Raw genomic sequence first — 19,099 nt, 5'->3', positions numbered from 1 at the left:
CGGCAGGGGGGGGGCGGGCCGGCCCCCCCCCCCCCGCCCGTGCCCGGGCGACGCTCCTGGTCGTGCCCGCCCAGACCGTGCGCGGCGTGCTGGAATCCCTGCGCGGACCCCTGGCGACGGCCGGGCCGGTCATCCTCTGCGCCAAGGGGATCGAGCGCGGCAGCGACAGCTTCCTCAGCGCGGTGGCCGAGCAGGTCCTGCCGCCGGGAACGCCCGTGGCGGTCCTGTCCGGCCCGAGCTTCGCGATCGACGTCGCCCGCGGCCTGCCCACGGCCGTGACCCTGGCGGCGGCCGATGCCGGCCGCGCCGCCGCCCTGAGCGCGCTGCTGTCGGGACCGAGCTTCCGCCTCTACCACACCGACGACGTGCGCGGCGTCGAGATCGGCGGCGCCGGCAAGAACGTGCTCGCCATCGCCTGCGGGATCGTGGCCGGGCGCGGGCTCGGCGAGAGCGCCCGGGCGGCGCTGATCGCCCGGGCCTTCGCCGAGCTGATGCGCTTCGCCCGCACCTTCGGGGGCCGGCCCGAGACGCTGATGGGGCTCTCCGGCCTCGGCGACCTCGTGCTCACCGCCTCCTCGCCGCAATCGCGCAACTTCGCCTTCGGCCAGCGCCTCGGCGCCGGGGCGAGCCCGGCCGAGGCCGCGGGCGGCAAGCTCGCCGAGGGGGCGTTCACGGCCGCGGCGGGGGGGGGGCGGCGGGCCGCGGGGGGCACCGAGAGGCGGGGGGCGGCGCCCGCCGCCGCCATCGTGGCGGGCACCGCCAGCGTCGACGACGTGATCGCCGGCCTGCTGGCCCGTCCGCTGCGCGGGGAGACCGACTGAGCGCCGGCCCCGGCCTGCAACCCTCGTCACGCCACCGAGGCCGCCGGCACAGCGTGGCCTTGTCCATGTCCTTGGCCATGTCCTGGGCCGTGGGTGTGGGCCGCGAAGCGCGCGATCGGCGCCGGCCGGCCCAGCAGGTAGCCCTGGGCGAGGTGGCACTGCTCGCCGGCCAGGAAGGACAGCTCCTCGGCGGTCTCCACGCCCTCCGCCACCACGGCGAGCCCGAGGCCGCGCCCCAGCCCCAGGACGGAGCGCACGATCGCGGCCCCCTGCGGGTTGCTGTGGACCGCCCTGATGAACGAGCCGTCGATCTTGATCCGGTCGAACGGGAAGGCGCGCAGGTTCGACAGCGACGAGTAGCCGGTGCCGAAATCGTCCATGGCGATCCGCACGCCGAGGGCCTTGAGCTGGCGCAGGGTGAGGAGCGCCCGGGCCGGATCCCGGATCAGCGCGGTCTCGGTGATCTCGATCTCCAGGCGCTCCGCCCGCAATCCGGATTCGTACAGGGTCCCGTGGACGAACGCGACGAAGTGCGGGTTGTGCAGCTGCACCGCCGAGACGTTGACGGCGATCGCCAGCGGGTTCGGCCAGCCGGCCGCCGCCCGGCAGGCCTCCCGCAGCACCCAGGCGCCGATCTCCAGGATCGCCCCGGTCTCCTCGGCGATCGGGACGAACACGGCCGGTGAGATGCCGCCCCTGTCCGGATGGTGCCAGCGCAGCAGCGCCTCGAAGCCCGTGACCGTGCCGGACTCGATCTGGCTCTGCGGCTGGTAGACGAGCTCCAGCTCGCCCCGCGCCACCGCGTGGCGGAGGTCGTGCTCGAGCTGGCGCCTGTCGCGGATCTCGGCGCCCATGCTGGCGTCGTAGCGCCGGCAGGTGCCGCGCCCCTCGCTCTTGGCCCGGTAGAGGGCGGCGTCGGCGTGGCTCAGGAGCGCGCGCAGGTCCGCGGCGTCGTCGGGATAGACCGCGATGCCGATGCTGGTGGCGATCACCGGGCCGGAGGCGGCCGGCACCGCCGCCAGGGTGGCGAGGATCCGCGCGGCCAGCCGCTCGGCCCGTCCCTCCCCCTGTCCCTCCGCCTGCGGCGTCAGGATGGCGAACTCGTCGCCGCCGAGCCGCGCCATCAGCTGCTCGGCGTCGAGGAGACCGCCGACCCGCAGCGCGAGGTCGCGCAGCATCGCGTCGCCGGCGGCGTGCCCGAACAGGTCGTTGACCTCCTTGAAGCGGTCGAGGTCGAGGCACAGCACCGCGAGCCGGCCGCCCTGGGCGTCCGCGGCGCGCATCGCGCGCTCGAGCCGGGCGTGGAAGCTCGTGCGGTTGGCGAGGCCGGTGAGCGCGTCGTGGTGGGCGAGGTAGTGGATCTCGCTCTCGGCCCGGCGCCGGGCGCGCAGGTCGCGCACCGCCACGGCGTGGTGCGGCAGGCGCCCGTACTCGGCGACCGGGCGCATGATCACCTCGACGGGAATGGGGGCGCCCGCCGCCGGGACGAGTTCGGTCTCCAGGGGCTGGTCGGCCGTCCCGGCGCCGGGCACGAGGTCCGGCAGGTAGGCGCTGAGGCTCCGGCCCGTCAGGAGGGCCGCCTCCAGGCCCGCGAGCCGGGCGAAGGCCTCGTTGGCGCTGACGATCTCGCCGCCGCGGCAGACGACGAGGCCCTCCACGGCCGCGTTGGCGAGGCTGCGCAGGCGCTCGCGCTCGAGGTCGGCGCGGCGGCGCTCGCGCAGGTCGACCACGAGGGCGGCGCCGGCGAGCAGCAGGATCAGGAAGCTCGCCACCGTCACGGCCGCGGCGAGCCACCCGCTCCGGAGCGCGCCCGAGGGGATCGCCACGGTGGGGTCGGGATGCAGGGTCACCGCGCCCATGCCGGCGAAGTGGTGGCCGCAGATCGCCAGGATCAGCAGCGCGGCGCCGCCGTACCGACCCCGGACGGTGGTGGCCGACAGGCCGACCACCAGGGCGGCGGCGCCGAGCCCCGCCCCGAGGCCGACCGAGACCACGACCAGCGCGGGAGTCCAGGCGAGGTGCCCCGCCACCTGATAGGCGGCCATGCCGGTGTAGTGCATCGTCGCGATGCCGCCGCCGACCACGGCGCCGCCGAGGCCCGCCTGGACCGCCCGGCCGGAGACGGCCAGGGCGAAGCCGAGCCCGGTGATCGCGACGGCGTCCACGTAGGAGAGGAGCGTCAGCCCGACGCCGTAGCCCGACGGCAGCCCGGGCTCGAAGGCGAGCATCGCCAGGAAATGCGTCGCCCAGATCCCCGATCCCCCGGCGGCGGCGGCCACCGCGACCCAGACGTAGCGGCCGCGGCCGCCGGTCCGGCCGGCATGGGTGAGAAGCTCGATCGCGGTGCCGCTCGCCAGCGCGCAGACCAGGGCCGCGAGGCCTACCAGCCACAGGTTGTGTTCACCGATAAAACAACCGATGACTGAGATCATGTTTGCAACCGGCGATTGGTGCGTGACGCGCTATACGGCTATTTGCATGCAGAATTTAATATTTGCCCAAGGCTCGCGATAGCAGAGCTGCGGCGTTCTACGCGGGTTCTGCTTGGCCGCCGGTCCCGCGCGCGGCCGGGGCCGGACCGGCCTGTTCCCGGGATGCGAAGCTGGGCTATGGCGGGGCGCGCCGCCCGGCCGGGCGGTCTACTGGGACTTCAGCGATGGCGTACTGGCTGTTCAAATCCGAGCCCGCGACCTGGTCGTGGGATCAGCAGGTCGCGGCCGGGGAGGCCGGCACGCACTGGAACGGCGTGCGCAACCACCTCGCCAAGAAGCAGCTGATGGCCATGCAGGTCGGCGAGGAGGGCTTCTTCTACCACTCGAACGAGGGCAAGGCGGTGGTGGGCATCGTGGCGGTGATCCGCGCCTACTATCCCGACCACACCGACGAGACCGGCCGCTTCGGCATGGTCGACGTCAGGGCCGTGCGGGCGCTGCCGAGCCCGGTCACGCTCGAGGCGATCAAGGCCGACGCGGCGCTCGCCGACATGGTGCTGGTCAACAATTCCCGGCTGTCGGTGCAGCCGGTGACCGAGGCCGAGTGGGCGCGGGTCTGCGCCCTCGGCGGTCTCGGCTGAGCCGGGGCGCGCGGCCCGACGGGCCGCTCAGGCGGCGCGGTTGAGGGGGCCGCGCACGGGGCCCACGAAGTCCGGCTCGACCTCGACCGGCGGCAGCGTGTCCATGACCCGGGCGGCCGGCAGGGTCACCACCACCTCGGTGCCCTCGCGGGGCTTGGAGGACAGCTGGAACTGCCCGCCGTGCAGCTCCACGAGGCCCTTCACGATCGGAAGGCCGAGGCCGGAGCCCTGCTCGGCGGTCTTGATCGCGAGCGAGCCGCGCCCGAACGAGGACAGGACCGTGCCGAGCTCGTCCTCGGGGATGCCCGGGCCGCTGTCCTTCACCGAGACGTACTGCCCGCCCGAGGCGGTCCAGCCGACCTTCAGCCAGATCTCGCCGCCCGGGGGGGTGAACTTCACGGCGTTCGACAAAAGGTTCAGGACGATCTGGCGCAGCGCCCGCTCGTCGGCCCAGAGCCGCGGCAGCGAGCCGTCGACGAGGTCGTGGAAGGTCTGGTTCTTCGCCTTGGCCCGCAGGCCCATCATGTGGCGGCACTCCTCGACCACGTGGGCGAGCTGCACCGGCTCCTCGTTGAGCTCGTAGCGCCCCGCCTCGATCCGCGACAGGTCGAGGATCTCGTTGATCAGGTTCAGGAGGTGCATCCCGCTGTCGTGGATGTCGTGGGAGTATTCCCGGTAGGACGGCGCCGTATGGGTGCCGAACACCTCGTTCTTCATCACCTCCGAGAACCCCAGGATGGCGTTGAGCGGCGTGCGCAGCTCGTGGCTCATCGTGGCGAGGAAGCGCGACTTGGCGAGGTTGGCCTCCTCGGCCCGGCGGCGGGCCTCGTCCGAATTGGCCTTGGCCTGCTCCAGCTCGCCGAACACCGCGTCCTTCTCGGCGCGGGAGCGCAGGGCGCCCACCGTCGAGGTGTAGAGGCGGCGGGACAGGCCGAGGAAGAAGACCTGCGCGCCGCCGGCCATGACCACCAGCATCAGCAGGTCCATCCCGCGGGAGAAGGCCGCGAGCGAGGCGGTGGCGAGGGCCAGCGGCACCAGGGCGGCGACGGCGGCGAGCGGCACCGTCGCGGCCAGCATGGTGGTGACCGCGGAGGCGATGACGAGGCCGAACAGCGCGAAGGTCCAGCCGCCGGTGGTTCCGAGCCCGATCATGGCGGCCCACGACAGGCTCTGCAGCACCTCGCCGACCAGGAAGCGGCGGCGCCAGCGGGCGAGCGGGATCGTCGCCGGGTCGGCGCGGAGGAAGCGCCGGCTCAACGTCGTGTTGAGCGAGATCATCAGGACCACGCCGAGGGCCCAGATCGCCGCCACCGGCGGCGCGATCCAGAAGGTCGACGCCGCGGCCAGCACCGCCGCGAACCCCACCAGCGGGATGCCCGCGCCGACCCGGTACTGGGCGTAGTGGCGCAGCAATTCGTAGTCGAAGGCCCGTTCGAGGCCGGTCCGCGAGGTCAGCTTCTCCCGGGCCGAGCGGATTTCCCGGGCGACCCCGCGGCGGCGCGCCGCCTCCTCCGTCGAGGGGCCGCGACCGCGCTGGACCATCTCGACGGTGAGATCGGACATGCGCGTCTTCAAACTCGGCTCGAATGCGCGGACGGGCGGCGGTGGCGGGGAAGCACTCCGTGAGGATGGGGCGGATATGTTAAGAAGCGGCTGCCGACATCCCTGCAATCTTAAGCATCGCGGGCTGTATCGAGACTGTCCTGCCGCCGGATCGACGTGCGGTGCCGCACATCGTGTCGGGGCCGGCGCCCGCTAGTCTCGGGTGGAGGCCCGCCGGCCCGAGCGCGGTCGCACGCCGCGATCCGGGGCGCCCGGACACGCGCGTCGAGAGAGGGTCGCCGACCATGCCGAATCTCACCGTCAACGGCGTCGCGCACGCGATCGACGCCGATCCCGACATGCCCCTGCTCTGGGTGCTGCGCGACCGGCTCGACGCCACCGGCACCAAGTACGGCTGCGGCATCGCGCAGTGCGGCGCCTGCACGGTCCACCTCGACGGCCAGCCGGTCCGGGCCTGCCAGACGCGCCTGGGCGATGTCGGCGCGGCGCAGGTGACGACCATCGAGGGCGTGTCGGGCCGGGTGGCCGAGGCCGTCCAGGCGGCCTGGCGCAAGCTCGACGTGGTCCAGTGCGGGTACTGCCAGTCCGGCCAGATCATGTCGGCGATCGGCCTGCTCGCGGGCAACGCCAAGCCCACCGACGCCGACATCGACGGCGCCATGGACGGCAACATCTGCCGCTGCGGCACCTATCAGCGCATCCGCGCGGCGATTCACGAAGCCGCGCGCAGCCTCGCCTGAACCGTCCCGGCGCCCACCTTCCTCCGCCCTGCCCCGCGGTCCCGACCGGAGCCTCGCCGCCATGCTGAACGCCCGTCGACCGAGCCCCCTCCCCGTCCGTCCGAGCCGCCGCGGCCTGCTCGCGGCCGCCGGCGCCCTCGTGGTCGCGTTCCGGCTCGACCCGAAACCCGCCCGCGCCGCGCCCGGCCCGAACCTCGCCGACGTGAAGGCGCAGCCCAACGCCTTCGTGCGGATCGGCGCGGACGACACCGTCACGGTGGTGATCAAGCACCTCGACATGGGCCAGGGGAACACGACCGGGCTCGCCACGATCCTGGCCGACGAGCTCGGCGCCGACTGGCGACACGTCCGCACCGAGTTCGCGCCCGCCGACGCGGCGCTCTACAACAACACCCTGATGGGCCCGATCCAGGGCACCGGCGGCTCGACCGCGGTGGCCAATTCCTGGTTCCAGCTGCGCAAGGCCGGCGCCGCCGCCCGCGAGATGCTGATGGCCGAGGCCGCCTTCCGCTGGAAGGTGCCGGTCTCCGAGATCACGGTCGCCGACAGTCTCGTGCGCCACGCCCCGTCCGGCCGGCAGGCCCGGTTCGGGGAGCTCGCCGCCTCGGCCGCCTCGCTGCCGGTGCCCTCCGAGCCGCGGCTCAAGGACCCGAGCGAGTGGACGCTGATCGGCCAGACGGTGCCGCGCCTCGATTCCGTCGCCAAGACGAACGGCACGGCGGTCTACTCCCTCGACATCCGCCGCCCGAACCAGGTCACGGCCCTCGTCGCCCGGGCGCCGCGTTTCGGCGCCACCGTGAAGAGCTTCGACGCTGCGGCCGCCCGGAAGGTCGCGGGCGTCCTCGACGTGGTGCAGGTGCCGACCGGCGTGGCGGTGATCGCCCGCGACACGTGGTCGGCCATGAAGGGCCGCGAGGCGCTGACCGTCGCCTGGGACGACAGCACCGCCGAGACCCGCTCGTCCGACGCGATCCTGGCCGAGTACCGGGAGCGCGCCAAGGGTCCCGGCCTGACGGCCTCCGAGCGCGGCGACCCGCAGGCGGCGCTCAAGGGAGCCGCCAAGGTCGTCGAGGCCGAGTTCACCTTCCCCTACCTCGCCCACGCGGCGATGGAGCCCCTGAACGCCACGATCGAGAAGGGGTCCGACGGCGGCTACGACGTCTACGCGGGCTTCCAGTTCCAGACCGTCGAGCAGGCCACCATGGCGGCGATCCTCGGCGTGACGGCCGACCGGGTCCGGCTGCACAGCAACTGGGCCGGCGGCTCGTTCGGGCGCCGGGCGACGCCCACCGCCGACTACCTCGCGGAAACCGCCACCGTCTTCAAGGCGTCCGGCGAGAAGGCCCCGCTCCACCTCGTCTGGACCCGCGAGGACGACATGGCCGGCGGCTATTACCGCCCGACCGTGCTGCACAGGGTCCGGGCCGGCATCGACGGCAAGGGCGCGGTGGTCGGCTGGGACCACGTGATGGTCGGCAAGTCGATCATGATCGGCTCGCCCTTCGAGGCGATGATCGTCAAGAACGGCATCGACGCCACCACCGTGGAGGGCGCCTCCGACACCGCCTACGCGCTGCCGGCCTACCGGTTCGGCGTCCATAACGGCCGCGAGGGCGTGCCGGTCCTGTGGTGGCGCTCGGTCGGCCACACCCACACGGCCCACGTGATGGAGGTGATGATCGACGAGCTGGCCCATGCCGCGGGCGTCGATCCGGTGGCCTACCGGCTCTCCCTCCTGACCCAGGCGCCGCGGCTGTCCGGCGTGCTCAAGCTCGCCGCCGAGAAGGCCGGCTGGAGCGCCAGGCCGCAGGACCGGGGCCGCGGCCTCGGGGTGGCGGTCCACGAATCCTTCGGCTCCTACGTCGCCATGGTGGCCGACGTCACGGCGCACGACGCCGCGATCCGCGTCAACCGGATCGTGGCGGCAGTGGATGTCGGCGTTCCGGTCAACCCGGACGTGATCCGCGCGCAGGTCGAGGGCGCGGTGGGTTTCGCCCTGTCGGCGGTGCTGCGCAACCGCATCACCCTCAAGGACGGGCAGGTGCAGGAGCACAATTTCGACGCCTACGAGCCGACCCGGATGAGCGAGATGCCGAAGGTGGAAGTGCACATCGTGCCGAGCCAGGCGGCGCCCACCGGGATCGGTGAGCCGGGCGTGCCCGTGCTCGGGCCGTCGATCGCCAACGCGGTCTTCGCCGCGACCGGCCGGCGCCTGCGCTCGCTACCGCTCGACCTCTCCGGCGTGAAGGGCGCGTGAGGAAACGCACGTTCCGCCGGCCCGGATCGGCTTAGGAAGTGTGGGCCTTCCCCCCAAGGCAAGAGACCCGACTGACGACGGCGCGGCGCGACACCGCGCCGTTTCTTTTTCGCGCGCCGCGACGCCATCTCCGGGCCATGCCCGCCTTCGACGACACCGCCGCGCGCCTGCGCGCCTGCCGCCTCTGCCGCGACACGCCGCGCTACGGGCCGCCCCTGCCCCAGGAGCCCCGGCCGATCGTCCAGGGCTCGGCCACGGCCCGCCTCTGCATCGCCAGCCAGGCCCCCGGCACCCGCGCCCACCGCACCGGGCAGCCCTTCACCGACCCGTCGGGCGTGCGGCTGCGCGCCTGGCTCGGCCTCGACGAGGCGCGGTTCTACGATCCCGCCCGGGTGGCCATCGTGCCGATGGGGTCGTGCTTCCCCGGCCTCGACGCCAAGGGCGGCGACCGGCCGCCCCGCCGGGAATGCGCCGAGCGCTGGCGGGCGGAACTCTTCTCCGGCCTGCCGGACCTGGAGCTGATCCTGGTGATCGGCCAGTACGCGCAGGGCTGGCACCTCGGACGGATGGAGGGCGGCCTCACCGGGACGGTGCGGCGCTGGCGGGAGATCCTGGCCGAGCCGCGCCGCCCCCGGGTCCTGCCCCTGCCCCACCCGTCCTGGCGCAACAACGGCTGGCTGAAGCGCGAGCCCTGGTTCGAGGCGGAGCTGCTGCCGGTGCTGCGCGCCGAGGTGGCGCGGGTGATGGCGGGGTGATGGCGGGATGAGGGGCCGTCGGGGTCTCGTCCCGACAGCGACGACATGCGCATCCCATATCCCTCGGGACTGACGGGTCGCGCCCGTCTTTGCGAGCGCAGCGAAGCAATCCAGCGACGCATCGAATCCGAGACCGGCGTGCCGCCCTGGGTTGCTTCGCTGCGCTCGCAAGGACGGCGCGCGGGTCGGGGCGCGCACGGCAGGTCGGGGACGGCAGGTCGGGGGCGGCGTCGCCCGAACCCGCCCGCATTGACAGGCATCGCCGGCCCGTGATCCGTGCCGCGACCCCCGAAGGACGCGCCGATGACCGAGATTGCCGACCCCCGCGACCGCCTGATCGTGGCCCTCGACCTGCCGAGCGTGCAGGCCGCCGAGGCGCTGATCGACCGGATCGGCGACGCCGCGACCTTCTACAAGATCGGCTACCAGCTCGGCTACGCGGGCGGCCTCGCCCTGGCCGAGCGCTTGGCGGCCCGCGGGCTCAAGGTCTTCCTCGACCTGAAGCTCCACGATATCGGCAACACCGTCGAGGAGGGCGTGCGCTCGGCCTCGGGCTCCGGCGCCACCTTCCTCACCGTGCACGCCTACCCGCAGACCATGCGGGCGGCGGTCCGCGGCCGGGGCGCGGGGCTCAGGATCCTCGCCGTGACGGTGCTCACCTCCTACGACGACGCCGACGCCGCGGAGGCCGGCTACGGCCTGCCGGTGGCGGAGCTCGTCGCCAAGCGCGCCGCGCAGGCGGCCGAGATCGGCATCGACGGCCTCGTCTGCTCGGCCGCCGAGGCGGGCGCGGTCCGGCGCGTCGTCGGTCCGGACCGGCTGATCGTCACCCCGGGCATCCGCCCGGCGGGCGCCGAGGCCGGCGACCAGAAGCGGGTCATGACGCCGGGCGATGCCCGCCGGGCCGGGATCGACCACGTGGTGGTCGGGCGCCCGATCACCGGCGCCGCCGACCCCCGCGCGGTGGCGCGGGCGATCGTGGCGGACCTCGCCTGATCCGAGCGGGATTGCCTTCGGGCGGAGCGGTCCCACTTCGCTCCGCAGGGCAGGAGACGCAGCATGACCAAGGGCTACTGGATCGCGCGGGTCGATGTCCGCGACGCGGAGGCCTACAAGGACTACGTGGCGGCCAACGGCGCGGCTTTCGCCAAGTTCGGCGGCCGGTTCCTCGTGCGCGGCGGCGCCCACGAGGCGGTGATGGGCCCGGCCCGGTCCCGCAACGTGGTGATCGAGTTCCCGAGCTACGCCGACGCCCTCGCCTGCTGGAACTCCGACCTCTACCAGGCCGCCAAGGCCAAGCAGCGCGGCGGCGTCGAGGCCGAGATCCTGGTGATCGAGGGCTATGACGGGCCGCAGCCCAGCGCCTCCGAGCCGGCGCCGGAGGCGGGACCGGCCTCCGAGTAGGCGGCGGCGCGCTACGGGAGCGGCCCGCGCGGCGCGAGGCTCCGCAGCAGGAACGCCGTCATCGCCGCCATGGGCGGCACCGGCTGGAGGGTGGAGCAGCCCACCAGCAGCGGGTGGGTGTAGCGGGCGATGGCGACGTGGACGCAGGCGGCCGCCTCGGCGGGATCGGCCGCCTCGAACTCGCCCCGCGCCACCCCGTCCCGGATGATCCGCTCGAACCCGGCGGTGATCCGGGCGACGTGGTGGCGGCAGACGTCCCAGCTCTCCGCCATCGCCGCCTCGATCATCTCGTGCAGGCGGGGAAACGTCTCGCAGCGCCGGGTGGAGTCGCGATGCAGGGCCTCGATCGCCGCCGCGAGGCGCGCGGTGGCGTCGAGGCCCGGCCGGTCGGCGATGCCGAGGATCACCGCCTCGCTCTCGCCGATCAGCCGCTCCAGCACCGCCTCGTTGATCGCCTTCTTCGACTCGAAGAAGCGGTAGACGTTGGCCGGGCTCATCTTCAGCGTCCGGGCGATATCGGCCACGGTCGTCTTCTGGTAGCCGATTTCGCGGAAATACGTGCCCGCCGTCGCGAGGATGCGGCTCCGCGTGTCGGGCGCGCACTCCTCCGCGAGCGAGCGGGTCGTATCTTCGAGGGACATGCGACCTCACTAGGCCATGCGGCGGCGGGGCGTCAAAGACGCGAACCCGGATCGGGTTCCCCTGCGGCGGCTGCGCGCGCCCGGAACCGGCCCGGGCGACGCCCATTGCCCAGGCACCCCGCCGCGACGGCGGCGCCAGCGAGAGATCCGCGATGCGCTTCACCGACACCCGCGCCCTGGTCACCGGGGCCGATTCCGGCATCGGCCAGGCGACCGCGGAACTGCTGGCCCGCGCGGGCGCCGACGTGGCCATCACCTACCACAGCGACGCGGAGGGCATCCGGGAGACCGCCGCGCGGGTCGAGGCCGCGGGCCGGCGGGCGCTGGTGCTCCAGCTCGACGTCGGCGACCCGGCGGCGGTCACGGCGGCCTTCGACCGCATCGGCAGCGAGTTCGGCACCCTCGACATCCTCGTGGCCAATGCCGGGCAGGCCATGAGCGGTATGCCGGTCGCCGAGATGGACGACGCGGTCCTGGAGCGGATCCTGCGGGTGAACCTCATGGGGCCGCTGTTCTGCGCCCGCCCCTTCATCCGGATGCGCCGGGCCCAGGGCGGCAACGGCAAGATCGTGTTCGTCTCCTCCGTGGCCCAGCACCTGCCCACGCCGGAGAGCGCCCCCTACGGCATGTCGAAGGCCGGGCTCGGCTCCCTCTGCCGGTCCCTGTCGCGCGAGCTCGCGGCTGACCGGATCAACGTCAACTCCGTCGCCCCGGGCCTGATCGAGACGCCGATGATCGCCGACCGGTTCGAGAAGCCGGAGGTTCTCGAACAGTCCCTGGAGCGGATCCCGTGGCACCGGGCCGGCCAGCCCGAGGAGATCGCCCGGGCGATCCTCTACCTCGCCTCGGAGGACGCCGCCTACGTCACCGGCCACACCCTGGTGGTCGACGGCGGCCTGACGATGCAGTGGGGCGGCGCCTGAGCGGCGCCCGGAACGACGAAGCGCGGCGCAGGGGTCACGCCCGGCGCCGCGTCGAAGGCTCTGCGATATGCGGTTCGCGCGTGACCGCGCCTCAGGAGCCGAACTGCGAGCCCAGGCGCTCGAGGTACTCGGCCAGATCGACGCCCCCGACGCGCTTGCCGTAGTCGAAGCGCATGCCCTGGCGGATGTCGACGCTCGCGTCGCGCGTGGTCAGGGTGAAGGGACGGACGCAGACCCAGGCCCCGTCGCGGCGGTGCTCGAAGTAGCCGAGGATCTCGTGCTTGGCCATAACCTTTCCTCCGGAACCCTGTTCAGGAACATAACGGTCTCACCGGCCACCGGTTCATGCGCCGCGACTGTTTTTCGCGTGCGCGGCCGCACGGATCGAGTGTTCGTGAGCCGGAGTCGCCGGCGGAGCCGGGCCGAGAACTCGCCTTGAGCTTGGCCATTACAGGGCGGATGCTCGGGCGCGACGGGAGGGCGCGCGGCCGGCTCAGTGCCAGCGGTCGAGGATCTCGGCGGTCGTCATCGTCTCGACCTGGTGGCCGTAGCGCATCCGGTACATCAGCAGGAGGGCGTCGTGCGCCTCGTCGCAGGAGCTGCACAGGCCGTCGGTGGCCAGCACGATCCGGTAGCCGAGATCGACTCCGCCGAGCACGGCGGCCAGCACGCAGACGTCGGTCTCGGCGCCCGTGACGATCAGCGTGTCGACCCCGCGCGCGCGCAGGCGCGCGTCGAGACCCGTCTCCAGCCAGGGCGAGTAGACGGTCTTGTCGACGATCTCGGCGGGTGGGGCCAGTCGGGCGAGGTCCGGGACGAGGTCGATCAGGCCCGGATCGAGGCGCTCCCGGGTCATGCCGGCCCAGCGCCGCGAGTAGGTCGCCCAGGTCCCGCGGCCCTCGCCCGGCCGGGCGGCCGGGATGAAGCGGGTGAAGACGGTCCGCTCCGGATGCGCCGCCGCGAGGCGGCAGACATGGGGCAGGACGCGGTTCATCCACGGGGTCTGCCAGTCGGTGGGCTCGGCGAACATGCGCTGCATGTCCACGCAGAGGTGGACGCACCCCCTCCCCAGGGCCCCGCCGGCGGTTTCCGGCCCCGGCCGGGGACTGTCCGTCGAGGGGCGGCTTCCGATGTCCATGGGCGCGCGATCAGACCGGGTCAGCGGGGCTCGGGTAGCGGGCGAAGGTGGGCGCGGAGGCCGTCCCCGCCCGGTCTCGGGGCGGGGACGGCGGGACCTCAGCGGTCGGCCTTGGCGCCGGATACCGTCAGGGAGAGGTAGCGCTCGGTGGTCGGGCGGATCAGCTTGCGCACCGCCTCCGCCATGGCCTGCTCCTCCTTCAGGGACTGCTCGAACGCCGTCCGGTGGCCCTGCTGGCCGGCGGCGTCGCCGATGGTGAGCAGCGACTCGTAGGCGGCGATCTCGAAATTCTCGAAGGCGTGGTTGGCGTAGGTGTTCTTCAGGATCTCGTCCTGCGCCGGCGTGTGACCCAGCGCCATCATGTTGCCGACGAAGCCCAGGAAGCCCTCCTTGAGGGTCGAGGGGCTGTCGCCCAGGCTCTGGAGCGCCTCCTCCAGCCGGTGGCGCTGCCCGTGCGTCTCCTCGATGTGGCGGCGCAGGGCCTGCTCCATCTCGGGGTAGCGCTCCAGGCGCTCGACCTGCCGCTCCATGATCTGCAGCGCCTGCATCTCCACAGCATGGGTGTTCTTCAGGGCCGTGACGTAGATCTCGCGGGCGTCCATGGTCATGGCGTTCACCTCTCAGCAGTTGTGAGCGCTGGGCTCATTCAACCGGCAAACACGGGTGCCGCACGGCCAAGTTCCGGTCGGAAGGTCGCAGGCGCGGGGTCGCCCGGCCCCGCGGCGCCGTGCAGGCGCGTCTCCTCCCGTATCGCCCTCCCGGGACGCCCGCCGCACGGCGGCGCGGATTTGGAGGAGGTCGATGGACCGGGGTCGCGCGCGCGGGGGCCGCCGCTCCCGGTGGGGCCGGACGATCCGCGACCTCCGGCAGCTGTCCCGCTCAGTGCAGGCCGCCGCTGCGCTCGGCGCGCTGGCGCTCCGCGAGGCGCTTGCCGATCTCGAGGAGCAGCGTCTCGGTCAGCGCCACGAGGGCGGTGTCGCCGAGCACCGAGACCGTGTTGTGCAGCGACAGGCAGAGGTCGGCGGTGCGGCTGAGGGCGTCGTCGATCGTGTCCCCGTCGCGCTCCGCGAAAGCCGCGCCGGCCGCCTTGCTGTCCGAGATCTCGACGATCACGCCCCGTCCGGTGGTCGGCCGCCCGTCCTGGTCCAGGTAGAAGTGCCCGCGGGTGAACAGCCACCGCAGCCGCCCCTCCGGCGAGCAGACGCGGTACTCCGCCGTGTAGGAGCCGCCGGTCCGGACGCAGTCCAGAATGACCTGCGAGATGTGGGGCTGATCGTCCGGATGGACGGCCTTCAGGAGCTCCGCGAGGCTGACCCCGACCCGCGACCGGGCCGGGCTGATGTTGAACAGCAGGGCGCTCACCGGATCGGCCCGCGCCTCGTCCCGGAGGATGTCCCACATCCAGAAGCCGACGCCGCCCGAGGCTTCGAGCGCCGCGACGAGCGCCGCCTCGGATACGACGTCGTCCGCGTGGTCCATCCGAGACCTCCCCGATCTCACCGCAACCAGAGGCGACGCTGCGCGACGATTGTGATCCTGCAAAATCCGTTATAGCCTAATACAAATTCCCGTAAAGATCTTGTATTCAAATATATGTGTTGTCTCGCCGTGCCCGGTTCGCCCGCCCTAGGCTTCCGTCAGAGTTGAGCGGCGGACTCGAAGGGAATTTTCTTCTGCTGGCCGCCGCGACGTGCCGTCCCTCCACTGGCCGACACCTGACTCCGCCGGCGGGGACGGGGCGAGGCCCCGCGTCCAAGCCCCGCATGCAGGCCGAGGGGCCCGGGACGTCCCGGTCCGGGCCGGAGCGTGCGCGCCCTGCGCGTCCGCGCGGGCGCTGGACGCGGTTCGTCAGCGCAGCGAGCGCATCAAATGAGGGCGACCGGCGAGCGGGCCGACGCGATCAAGGACGGGTTGGTTCTGCCGACCTCCACGTCCGCTGCCTGGTGGGCCCCACATCTTGTCGGGACGCGGACGTGGATGCAGAGCCGCGCGCGGGCCGGCCGGTTCCTCCGATCCGCAGAATCTCCGCGCGGACCCATCCGCCGCCGCGCCGTGAACCCGTAGCCCCCTTCGTCCCGGCGGCCTGTGCAGTAATGGCGCAACTTGCGCCATCTTGTGCAGCTATTTGCCCTGCTGAATGATTGACTAATCCGGCTCTATCGGCTCAGATCGTGCGCTCGATGGCGTTCGGACCGGCTCTCAGGTGTCGTCTGGCTCGGGTCGGCAAGGTTCGGTCCCATGAGCTACATGTTCAAGGTCCCCTCCGGCGCCGTGGCGGGGGCGATCGCGCAGCAGATCACGTCACAGGGCTACGCGGTTCTCGAGGACTACGTGAGCCCGGAGGACCTGCGCGTCGCGCAGGCTTTCGTCGCGCGGGCGGTCGCCGCGAAGGGCGGTGAGTACGCGGGTTTCACCGGGACGAAGGATCTCGGCGGCACGTTCCTGGCCGCCCTGCCGGACGACCCGACCTTCAACGCCCTGTGCCGCGGCATCTACGAGAGCGCCGTGGGACGGCCCGCGCCGGATGTCGGCTACTACCAGATCCTGCGCTGTCTGGCGGGACGTGGCGCCAGGACGCACTCGATGCGCTTCCACTTCGACTCCTACGTGCTCACGGCCCTCGTCCCCGTCACCATGCCGGACCACGGCTCTCCGGGGCGCCTGATCATCCACCCGAACACCCGCGCACTGCGTCGGAGCTACCTCCGCAACCTCGTCGACAAGGCACTGGTCGACAATCCGCTCGCGCAGAAACTCCTGACCCGCGCCTACGACCGCGGCAGCGACCGCGTGATCCGCATGTCGCTGAAGCCGGGAAGCCTGTACTTCTTCTGGGGCTACCGCTCGCTGCACACGAACGAGCCCTGCGCGTCCGACGCGATCCGGGCCACGGCCCTGCTGCACTACGTCGATCCGCACGCGGGCAGCCGGCTCAAGCGGGTGCTGCGGCGGCGCTAGTGTCGGCCCTTCCAGGGCACCAGCACGCGCTCCAGGCCCCGCATCCCGAGCTCGAACAGGCCCGCGAACAGGCCGATCAGCAGGATGCCCATCACCACCACGTCGGTGCGCAGGAAATTGGAGGCGTTGAGGACGAGCTGGCCGAGCCCGGCCTGGGCCGCCACCATCTCGGCGGCCACCAGGGTGGTCCAGCCCACGCCCATGCCGATCCGCAGGCCGATCAGGATCTCCGGCAGCGCCGCCGGGAAGACCACGTGGCGCAGGACCTGCCAGCGGCTCGCCCCGAGGGCGCGCGCGGCGTTGATCTGGTCGACCGAGGCGGAGCGCACCCCCGCCCGCGCGGCGAGCGCCGCCGGGGCGAGGCAGGCGAGGAAGATCAGCAGCACCTTCGACAGCTCGCCGATCCCGAACCAGATGATCATCAGGGGCAGGTAGGCGAGCGGCGGCAGCGGCCGGTAGAACTCGATCGGCGGGTCGAGGATGCCCCGGGCGATCCGGCTCGTGCCCATCGCGAGCCCGACCGGGATGCCCACCAGGGCGGCGAGCGCGAAGGCGCCGAGGACGCGCAGGAGGCTGTCGCCGATGTGGAGCCCGAGCGGGGCGCCGTCGATCTCCCCGCGCCAGGCCTGACCGAAGGCCGCCAGGACCGCCTCCGGCGGCGGCAGGAACAGCGGCTTCACCCAGCCGGCACGGGTGGCGACCAGCCAGAGGCCGAGGGCGGCCAGCACCGTGGCGGCGCTGACCGCCGGCACCAGGATCCCGCGGCGGCGGATTCCGGCGCGCGCCAGCGGGGCCGGAGCCGAGGCCGGGATCACGTCCGGCACCGCGTCCGGGACCGCGTCCGGGACCGCGTCCGGGACCGCGTCCGGCGCGGCGCGGGGCAGGCCGCTCATCGGACGGCCTCGGGCGCCGCGCCGGCGCCGCCCCGGGGGGGCGCGGGCGCGCGCTCCCGCCCCGGGGGGCGGGCGCCGCGGGCGCCGCCGCGGATGCGCGCGAGCACGCGCTCGCGCACGGCGATGAAGGCGGGGTCCGACTTCACGGCCCGCGCGTCGCGGCCCTCGACGAACGCCCGGGAGAAGGGCAGGTCCAGCGTCTCGACGATGCGGCCGGGCCGCGGGCTCATGATCACCAGCCGGGTGGCGAGGAACACCGCCTCCTCGACGTCGTGGGTGATGAAGAAGGCCATCTTGCCGGTCCGGTGCCAGATCCGGAGGATCAGCTCCTGGATCTGCTCGCGGGTGAAGGCGTCCAGCGCGCCGAGCGGCTCGTCCATCAGCAGGGCGCGCGGGTCTCCGGCGAGCGCCCGGGCGAGGCCGACCCGCTGCTGCATCCCGCCCGAGAGCTCGTAGACCTTCCGGTCGGCGCAGTCGGGCAGGCCGACAAGGTCGAGCGTCGCCAGGGCGATCCGCCGCCGCTCCGCCCGGGGCACGCCCCGCATCTTCGGTCCGAAGGCCACGTTCTCGGCGACGTCCAGCCAGGGCATCAGGGCGTGGCGCTGGAACACCACGCCCCGCTCGGCCCCCGGCCCCCGGACCGGCGCGCCGTCGAGGAGGATGCGGCCCTCGGTGGGCGCCAGGAATCCAGCGATCGCCGAGAGCAGGGTGGTCTTGCCGCAGCCCGAGGCGCCGAGCGCCACCACGAACTCCCCGGGACCGATGGTCAGGTCGATCCCCGACAGCGCGGCGACCGCGTCGGCGCGCTGCCCGTAGCGGACGCTCAGGTTGCGGATCTCGATCATGGGCCCTCCGGTCCGGGGACAGGCTATTTCCGGGCCGCGTCCACGACCTCCGTCGTGACGAACCGGGCGTAGTCGGGCGCCAGCGCCTGCACGCGCCCCTGCGCCTTCAGGAAGGCGGCGGTCTCGGTGAGGGCCTTGGCGGCGCCGCCGCCGAGCCAGGCCGGGGAGGCCTGCGCCTCCAGGGTCGGGAACCGGTAGGCCGCGAGGCTCGCGGGCACCTCGGCGGGCGCCGAGCCGCTGATCCGGGCCACCGCCGCCACCTCCGGCGCGTCGGCGGTCCAGGGCCTGGCGGCGTAGGCCGCGTCCTGGGCGGCGATCAGCCGGACGAGCGTCACCAGGAAGTCCCGGTTCCGCGCCGCCCAGGCCCGGTCGACCACGAGGCCGTCGAAGGTCGCCTTGCCCCGGCGGGCGAGGTCGCCGGCCGAGACCACCACGGTGCCGGACTTCTTCACCCGGGCGAGCACCGGGTCCCAGATGAAGGTCGCGTCGATGTCGCCCCGCTCCCAGGCGGCGGCGATCTCGGGCGGCCGCATGTTGAGGATCCGGACGTCGGCCTGCGTCAGCCCGGCCTCCGCCAGGGCGGCGATCAGCTGGTAATGCGCGGTCGACACGAACGGCACCGCGACCGTCTTGCCGCGCAGGTCGGCCACGCCCGTCACGCCGCTGCCGGCGCGGGCCACGAGCTGCTCGGCGTCGGCGATCTCGTCGAGGATCCAGAACAGCTGGATGTCGAGCCCCTGCGAGGCGGCCGCCGCGATCGGGCTCGACCCCGCCTCGCCGATCTGGACGCTGCCCGAGGCCATGGCGCGGATCACGTCGCCGCCGCCGCCGAACTTGCGCCAGTGGATCGTGTAGCCGGTCGCCTTCTCGATCGCCCCGGAGGCCATCAGGGCGCGGAACGGCACCACCATGTCCTGGTGGGCGAAGGTGACCTCCCGGTCGGCCGCGCGGGCGGTGCCGGGGAACGGCGCTCCGAGAACCAGGGCGGCCAGGGCGGCCAGCGCGACGGCGCGGCGGTGCGGACCGGCAGATGTCATGAGATGTCCCCCATTCCGGCCGGCCCGGCGCGGAGGCGACTCGGGCGGCCG

At 73.3% G+C, this 19,099-nt stretch carries 19 protein-coding genes; 9 read left to right on the top strand and 10 right to left on the bottom strand.

Translation table 11 applies throughout. From position 1 onward, the window contains the following. On the top strand, positions 1-821 hold an 821-nt coding region (locus ACLBYE_RS23220; RefSeq protein WP_447695971.1), incomplete at its 5' end, for an NAD(P)H-dependent glycerol-3-phosphate dehydrogenase. A gap of 26 nt (positions 822-847) precedes the next feature. On the opposite strand, the gene ACLBYE_RS23215 is transcribed toward ACLBYE_RS23220, so the two are convergent. Then, entirely contained in the window at positions 848-3,253 is a 2,406-nt protein-coding gene (locus ACLBYE_RS23215; protein ID WP_447695970.1) for a bifunctional diguanylate cyclase/phosphodiesterase, read from the bottom strand. 224 nt (positions 3,254-3,477) lie between these two features. On the opposite strand from ACLBYE_RS23215, the gene ACLBYE_RS23210 reads away from it, so the two are divergent. Next, complete coding sequence (locus ACLBYE_RS23210; RefSeq protein ID WP_020093220.1) at positions 3,478-3,894, top strand: EVE domain-containing protein; 417 nt, start codon at positions 3,478-3,480, stop codon at positions 3,892-3,894. Positions 3,895-3,921: 27 nt separating this feature from the next. Here ACLBYE_RS23210 and ACLBYE_RS23205 read toward each other — a convergent pair whose 3' ends face one another. Next, positions 3,922-5,457, bottom strand: coding sequence for a sensor histidine kinase (locus ACLBYE_RS23205; RefSeq protein ID WP_020093219.1), 1,536 nt, complete (start codon positions 5,455-5,457; stop codon positions 3,922-3,924). A 284-nt stretch (positions 5,458-5,741) separates the two neighbouring features. Here ACLBYE_RS23205 and ACLBYE_RS23200 point away from each other — a divergent pair, with 284 nt between their 5' ends. The 5 genes from ACLBYE_RS23200 (at position 5,742) to ACLBYE_RS23180 (ending at position 10,613) form a co-directional block, all read left to right on the top strand. Next, entirely contained in the window at positions 5,742-6,197 is a 456-nt protein-coding gene (locus tag ACLBYE_RS23200; RefSeq protein ID WP_447695969.1) for a (2Fe-2S)-binding protein, read from the top strand. Between the two features lie 61 nt (positions 6,198-6,258). Then, positions 6,259-8,454, top strand: a complete 2,196-nt coding sequence (locus ACLBYE_RS23195) for a molybdopterin cofactor-binding domain-containing protein (protein ID WP_447695968.1) — start codon at positions 6,259-6,261, stop codon at positions 8,452-8,454. A 137-nt stretch (positions 8,455-8,591) separates the two neighbouring features. Further along, positions 8,592-9,209, top strand: coding sequence for a uracil-DNA glycosylase family protein (locus ACLBYE_RS23190; RefSeq protein WP_447695967.1), 618 nt, complete (start codon positions 8,592-8,594; stop codon positions 9,207-9,209). Positions 9,210-9,512: 303 nt separating this feature from the next. Continuing rightward, entirely contained in the window at positions 9,513-10,205 is a 693-nt protein-coding gene (gene pyrF, locus ACLBYE_RS23185) for an orotidine-5'-phosphate decarboxylase (RefSeq protein ID WP_447695966.1), read from the top strand. Positions 10,206-10,268: 63 nt separating this feature from the next. Then, the gene (locus ACLBYE_RS23180) at positions 10,269-10,613 is read left to right on the top strand and encodes a DUF1330 domain-containing protein (RefSeq protein WP_020093214.1); all 345 of its coding nucleotides are present in this window, start codon (positions 10,269-10,271) and stop codon (positions 10,611-10,613) included. Positions 10,614-10,624: 11 nt separating this feature from the next. Here the strand turns inward: ACLBYE_RS23180 and ACLBYE_RS23175 are convergent, their stop codons facing one another. After that, complete coding sequence (locus tag ACLBYE_RS23175) at positions 10,625-11,254, bottom strand: TetR/AcrR family transcriptional regulator (RefSeq protein WP_056523325.1); 630 nt, start codon at positions 11,252-11,254, stop codon at positions 10,625-10,627. Between the two features lie 152 nt (positions 11,255-11,406). On the opposite strand from ACLBYE_RS23175, the gene ACLBYE_RS23170 reads away from it, so the two are divergent. Then, positions 11,407-12,177: an SDR family NAD(P)-dependent oxidoreductase gene (locus ACLBYE_RS23170; RefSeq protein WP_447695965.1), complete on the top strand. Its 771-nt coding sequence runs from the start codon at positions 11,407-11,409 to the stop codon at positions 12,175-12,177. Positions 12,178-12,268: 91 nt separating this feature from the next. Here the strand turns inward: ACLBYE_RS23170 and ACLBYE_RS23165 are convergent, their stop codons facing one another. The 4 genes from ACLBYE_RS23165 to ACLBYE_RS23150 form a co-directional block, all read right to left on the bottom strand. Then, on the bottom strand, positions 12,269-12,466 hold the full coding sequence (locus ACLBYE_RS23165; RefSeq protein WP_012318739.1) for a hypothetical protein: 198 nt from the start codon (positions 12,464-12,466) through the stop codon (positions 12,269-12,271). A gap of 204 nt (positions 12,467-12,670) precedes the next feature. After that, positions 12,671-13,315: a cysteine hydrolase family protein gene (locus tag ACLBYE_RS23160; protein ID WP_447695964.1), complete on the bottom strand. Its 645-nt coding sequence runs from the start codon at positions 13,313-13,315 to the stop codon at positions 12,671-12,673. Between the two features lie 98 nt (positions 13,316-13,413). After that, positions 13,414-13,923: a ferritin-like domain-containing protein gene (locus tag ACLBYE_RS23155; RefSeq protein WP_091677612.1), complete on the bottom strand. Its 510-nt coding sequence runs from the start codon at positions 13,921-13,923 to the stop codon at positions 13,414-13,416. A gap of 271 nt (positions 13,924-14,194) precedes the next feature. Continuing rightward, positions 14,195-14,794, bottom strand: a complete 600-nt coding sequence (locus ACLBYE_RS23150) for a PAS domain-containing protein (protein ID WP_100252078.1) — start codon at positions 14,792-14,794, stop codon at positions 14,195-14,197. A gap of 759 nt (positions 14,795-15,553) precedes the next feature. Between ACLBYE_RS23150 and ACLBYE_RS23145 the strand changes: the two genes are divergently transcribed. Then, on the top strand, positions 15,554-16,273 hold the full coding sequence (locus ACLBYE_RS23145) for a hypothetical protein (RefSeq protein WP_447695963.1): 720 nt from the start codon (positions 15,554-15,556) through the stop codon (positions 16,271-16,273). On the opposite strand, the gene ACLBYE_RS23140 is transcribed toward ACLBYE_RS23145, so the two are convergent. The 3 genes from ACLBYE_RS23140 to tauA are packed head-to-tail and all read right to left on the bottom strand — an operon-like array spanning position 16,270 to position 19,048. Continuing rightward, positions 16,270-17,166, bottom strand: coding sequence for an ABC transporter permease subunit (locus ACLBYE_RS23140; protein ID WP_447695962.1), 897 nt, complete (start codon positions 17,164-17,166; stop codon positions 16,270-16,272). The genes ACLBYE_RS23145 and ACLBYE_RS23140 overlap by 4 nt on opposite strands. Next, a complete protein-coding gene (locus ACLBYE_RS23135; protein WP_447695961.1) occupies positions 17,163-18,011 on the bottom strand; it encodes a taurine ABC transporter ATP-binding protein in 849 nt (282 codons plus the stop codon). Before ACLBYE_RS23135 ends, ACLBYE_RS23140 begins: the two co-directional genes overlap by 4 nt. Before the next feature lie 23 nt (positions 18,012-18,034). Then, positions 18,035-19,048, bottom strand: a complete 1,014-nt coding sequence (gene tauA / locus ACLBYE_RS23130) for a taurine ABC transporter substrate-binding protein (RefSeq protein WP_447695960.1) — start codon at positions 19,046-19,048, stop codon at positions 18,035-18,037. Between the last annotated feature and the right edge of the window lie 51 nt (positions 19,049-19,099).

The sequence above is a fragment of the Methylobacterium sp. A52T genome, assembly GCF_053346095.1.
This window is presented reverse-complemented; position numbering and strand designations above follow the sequence as displayed.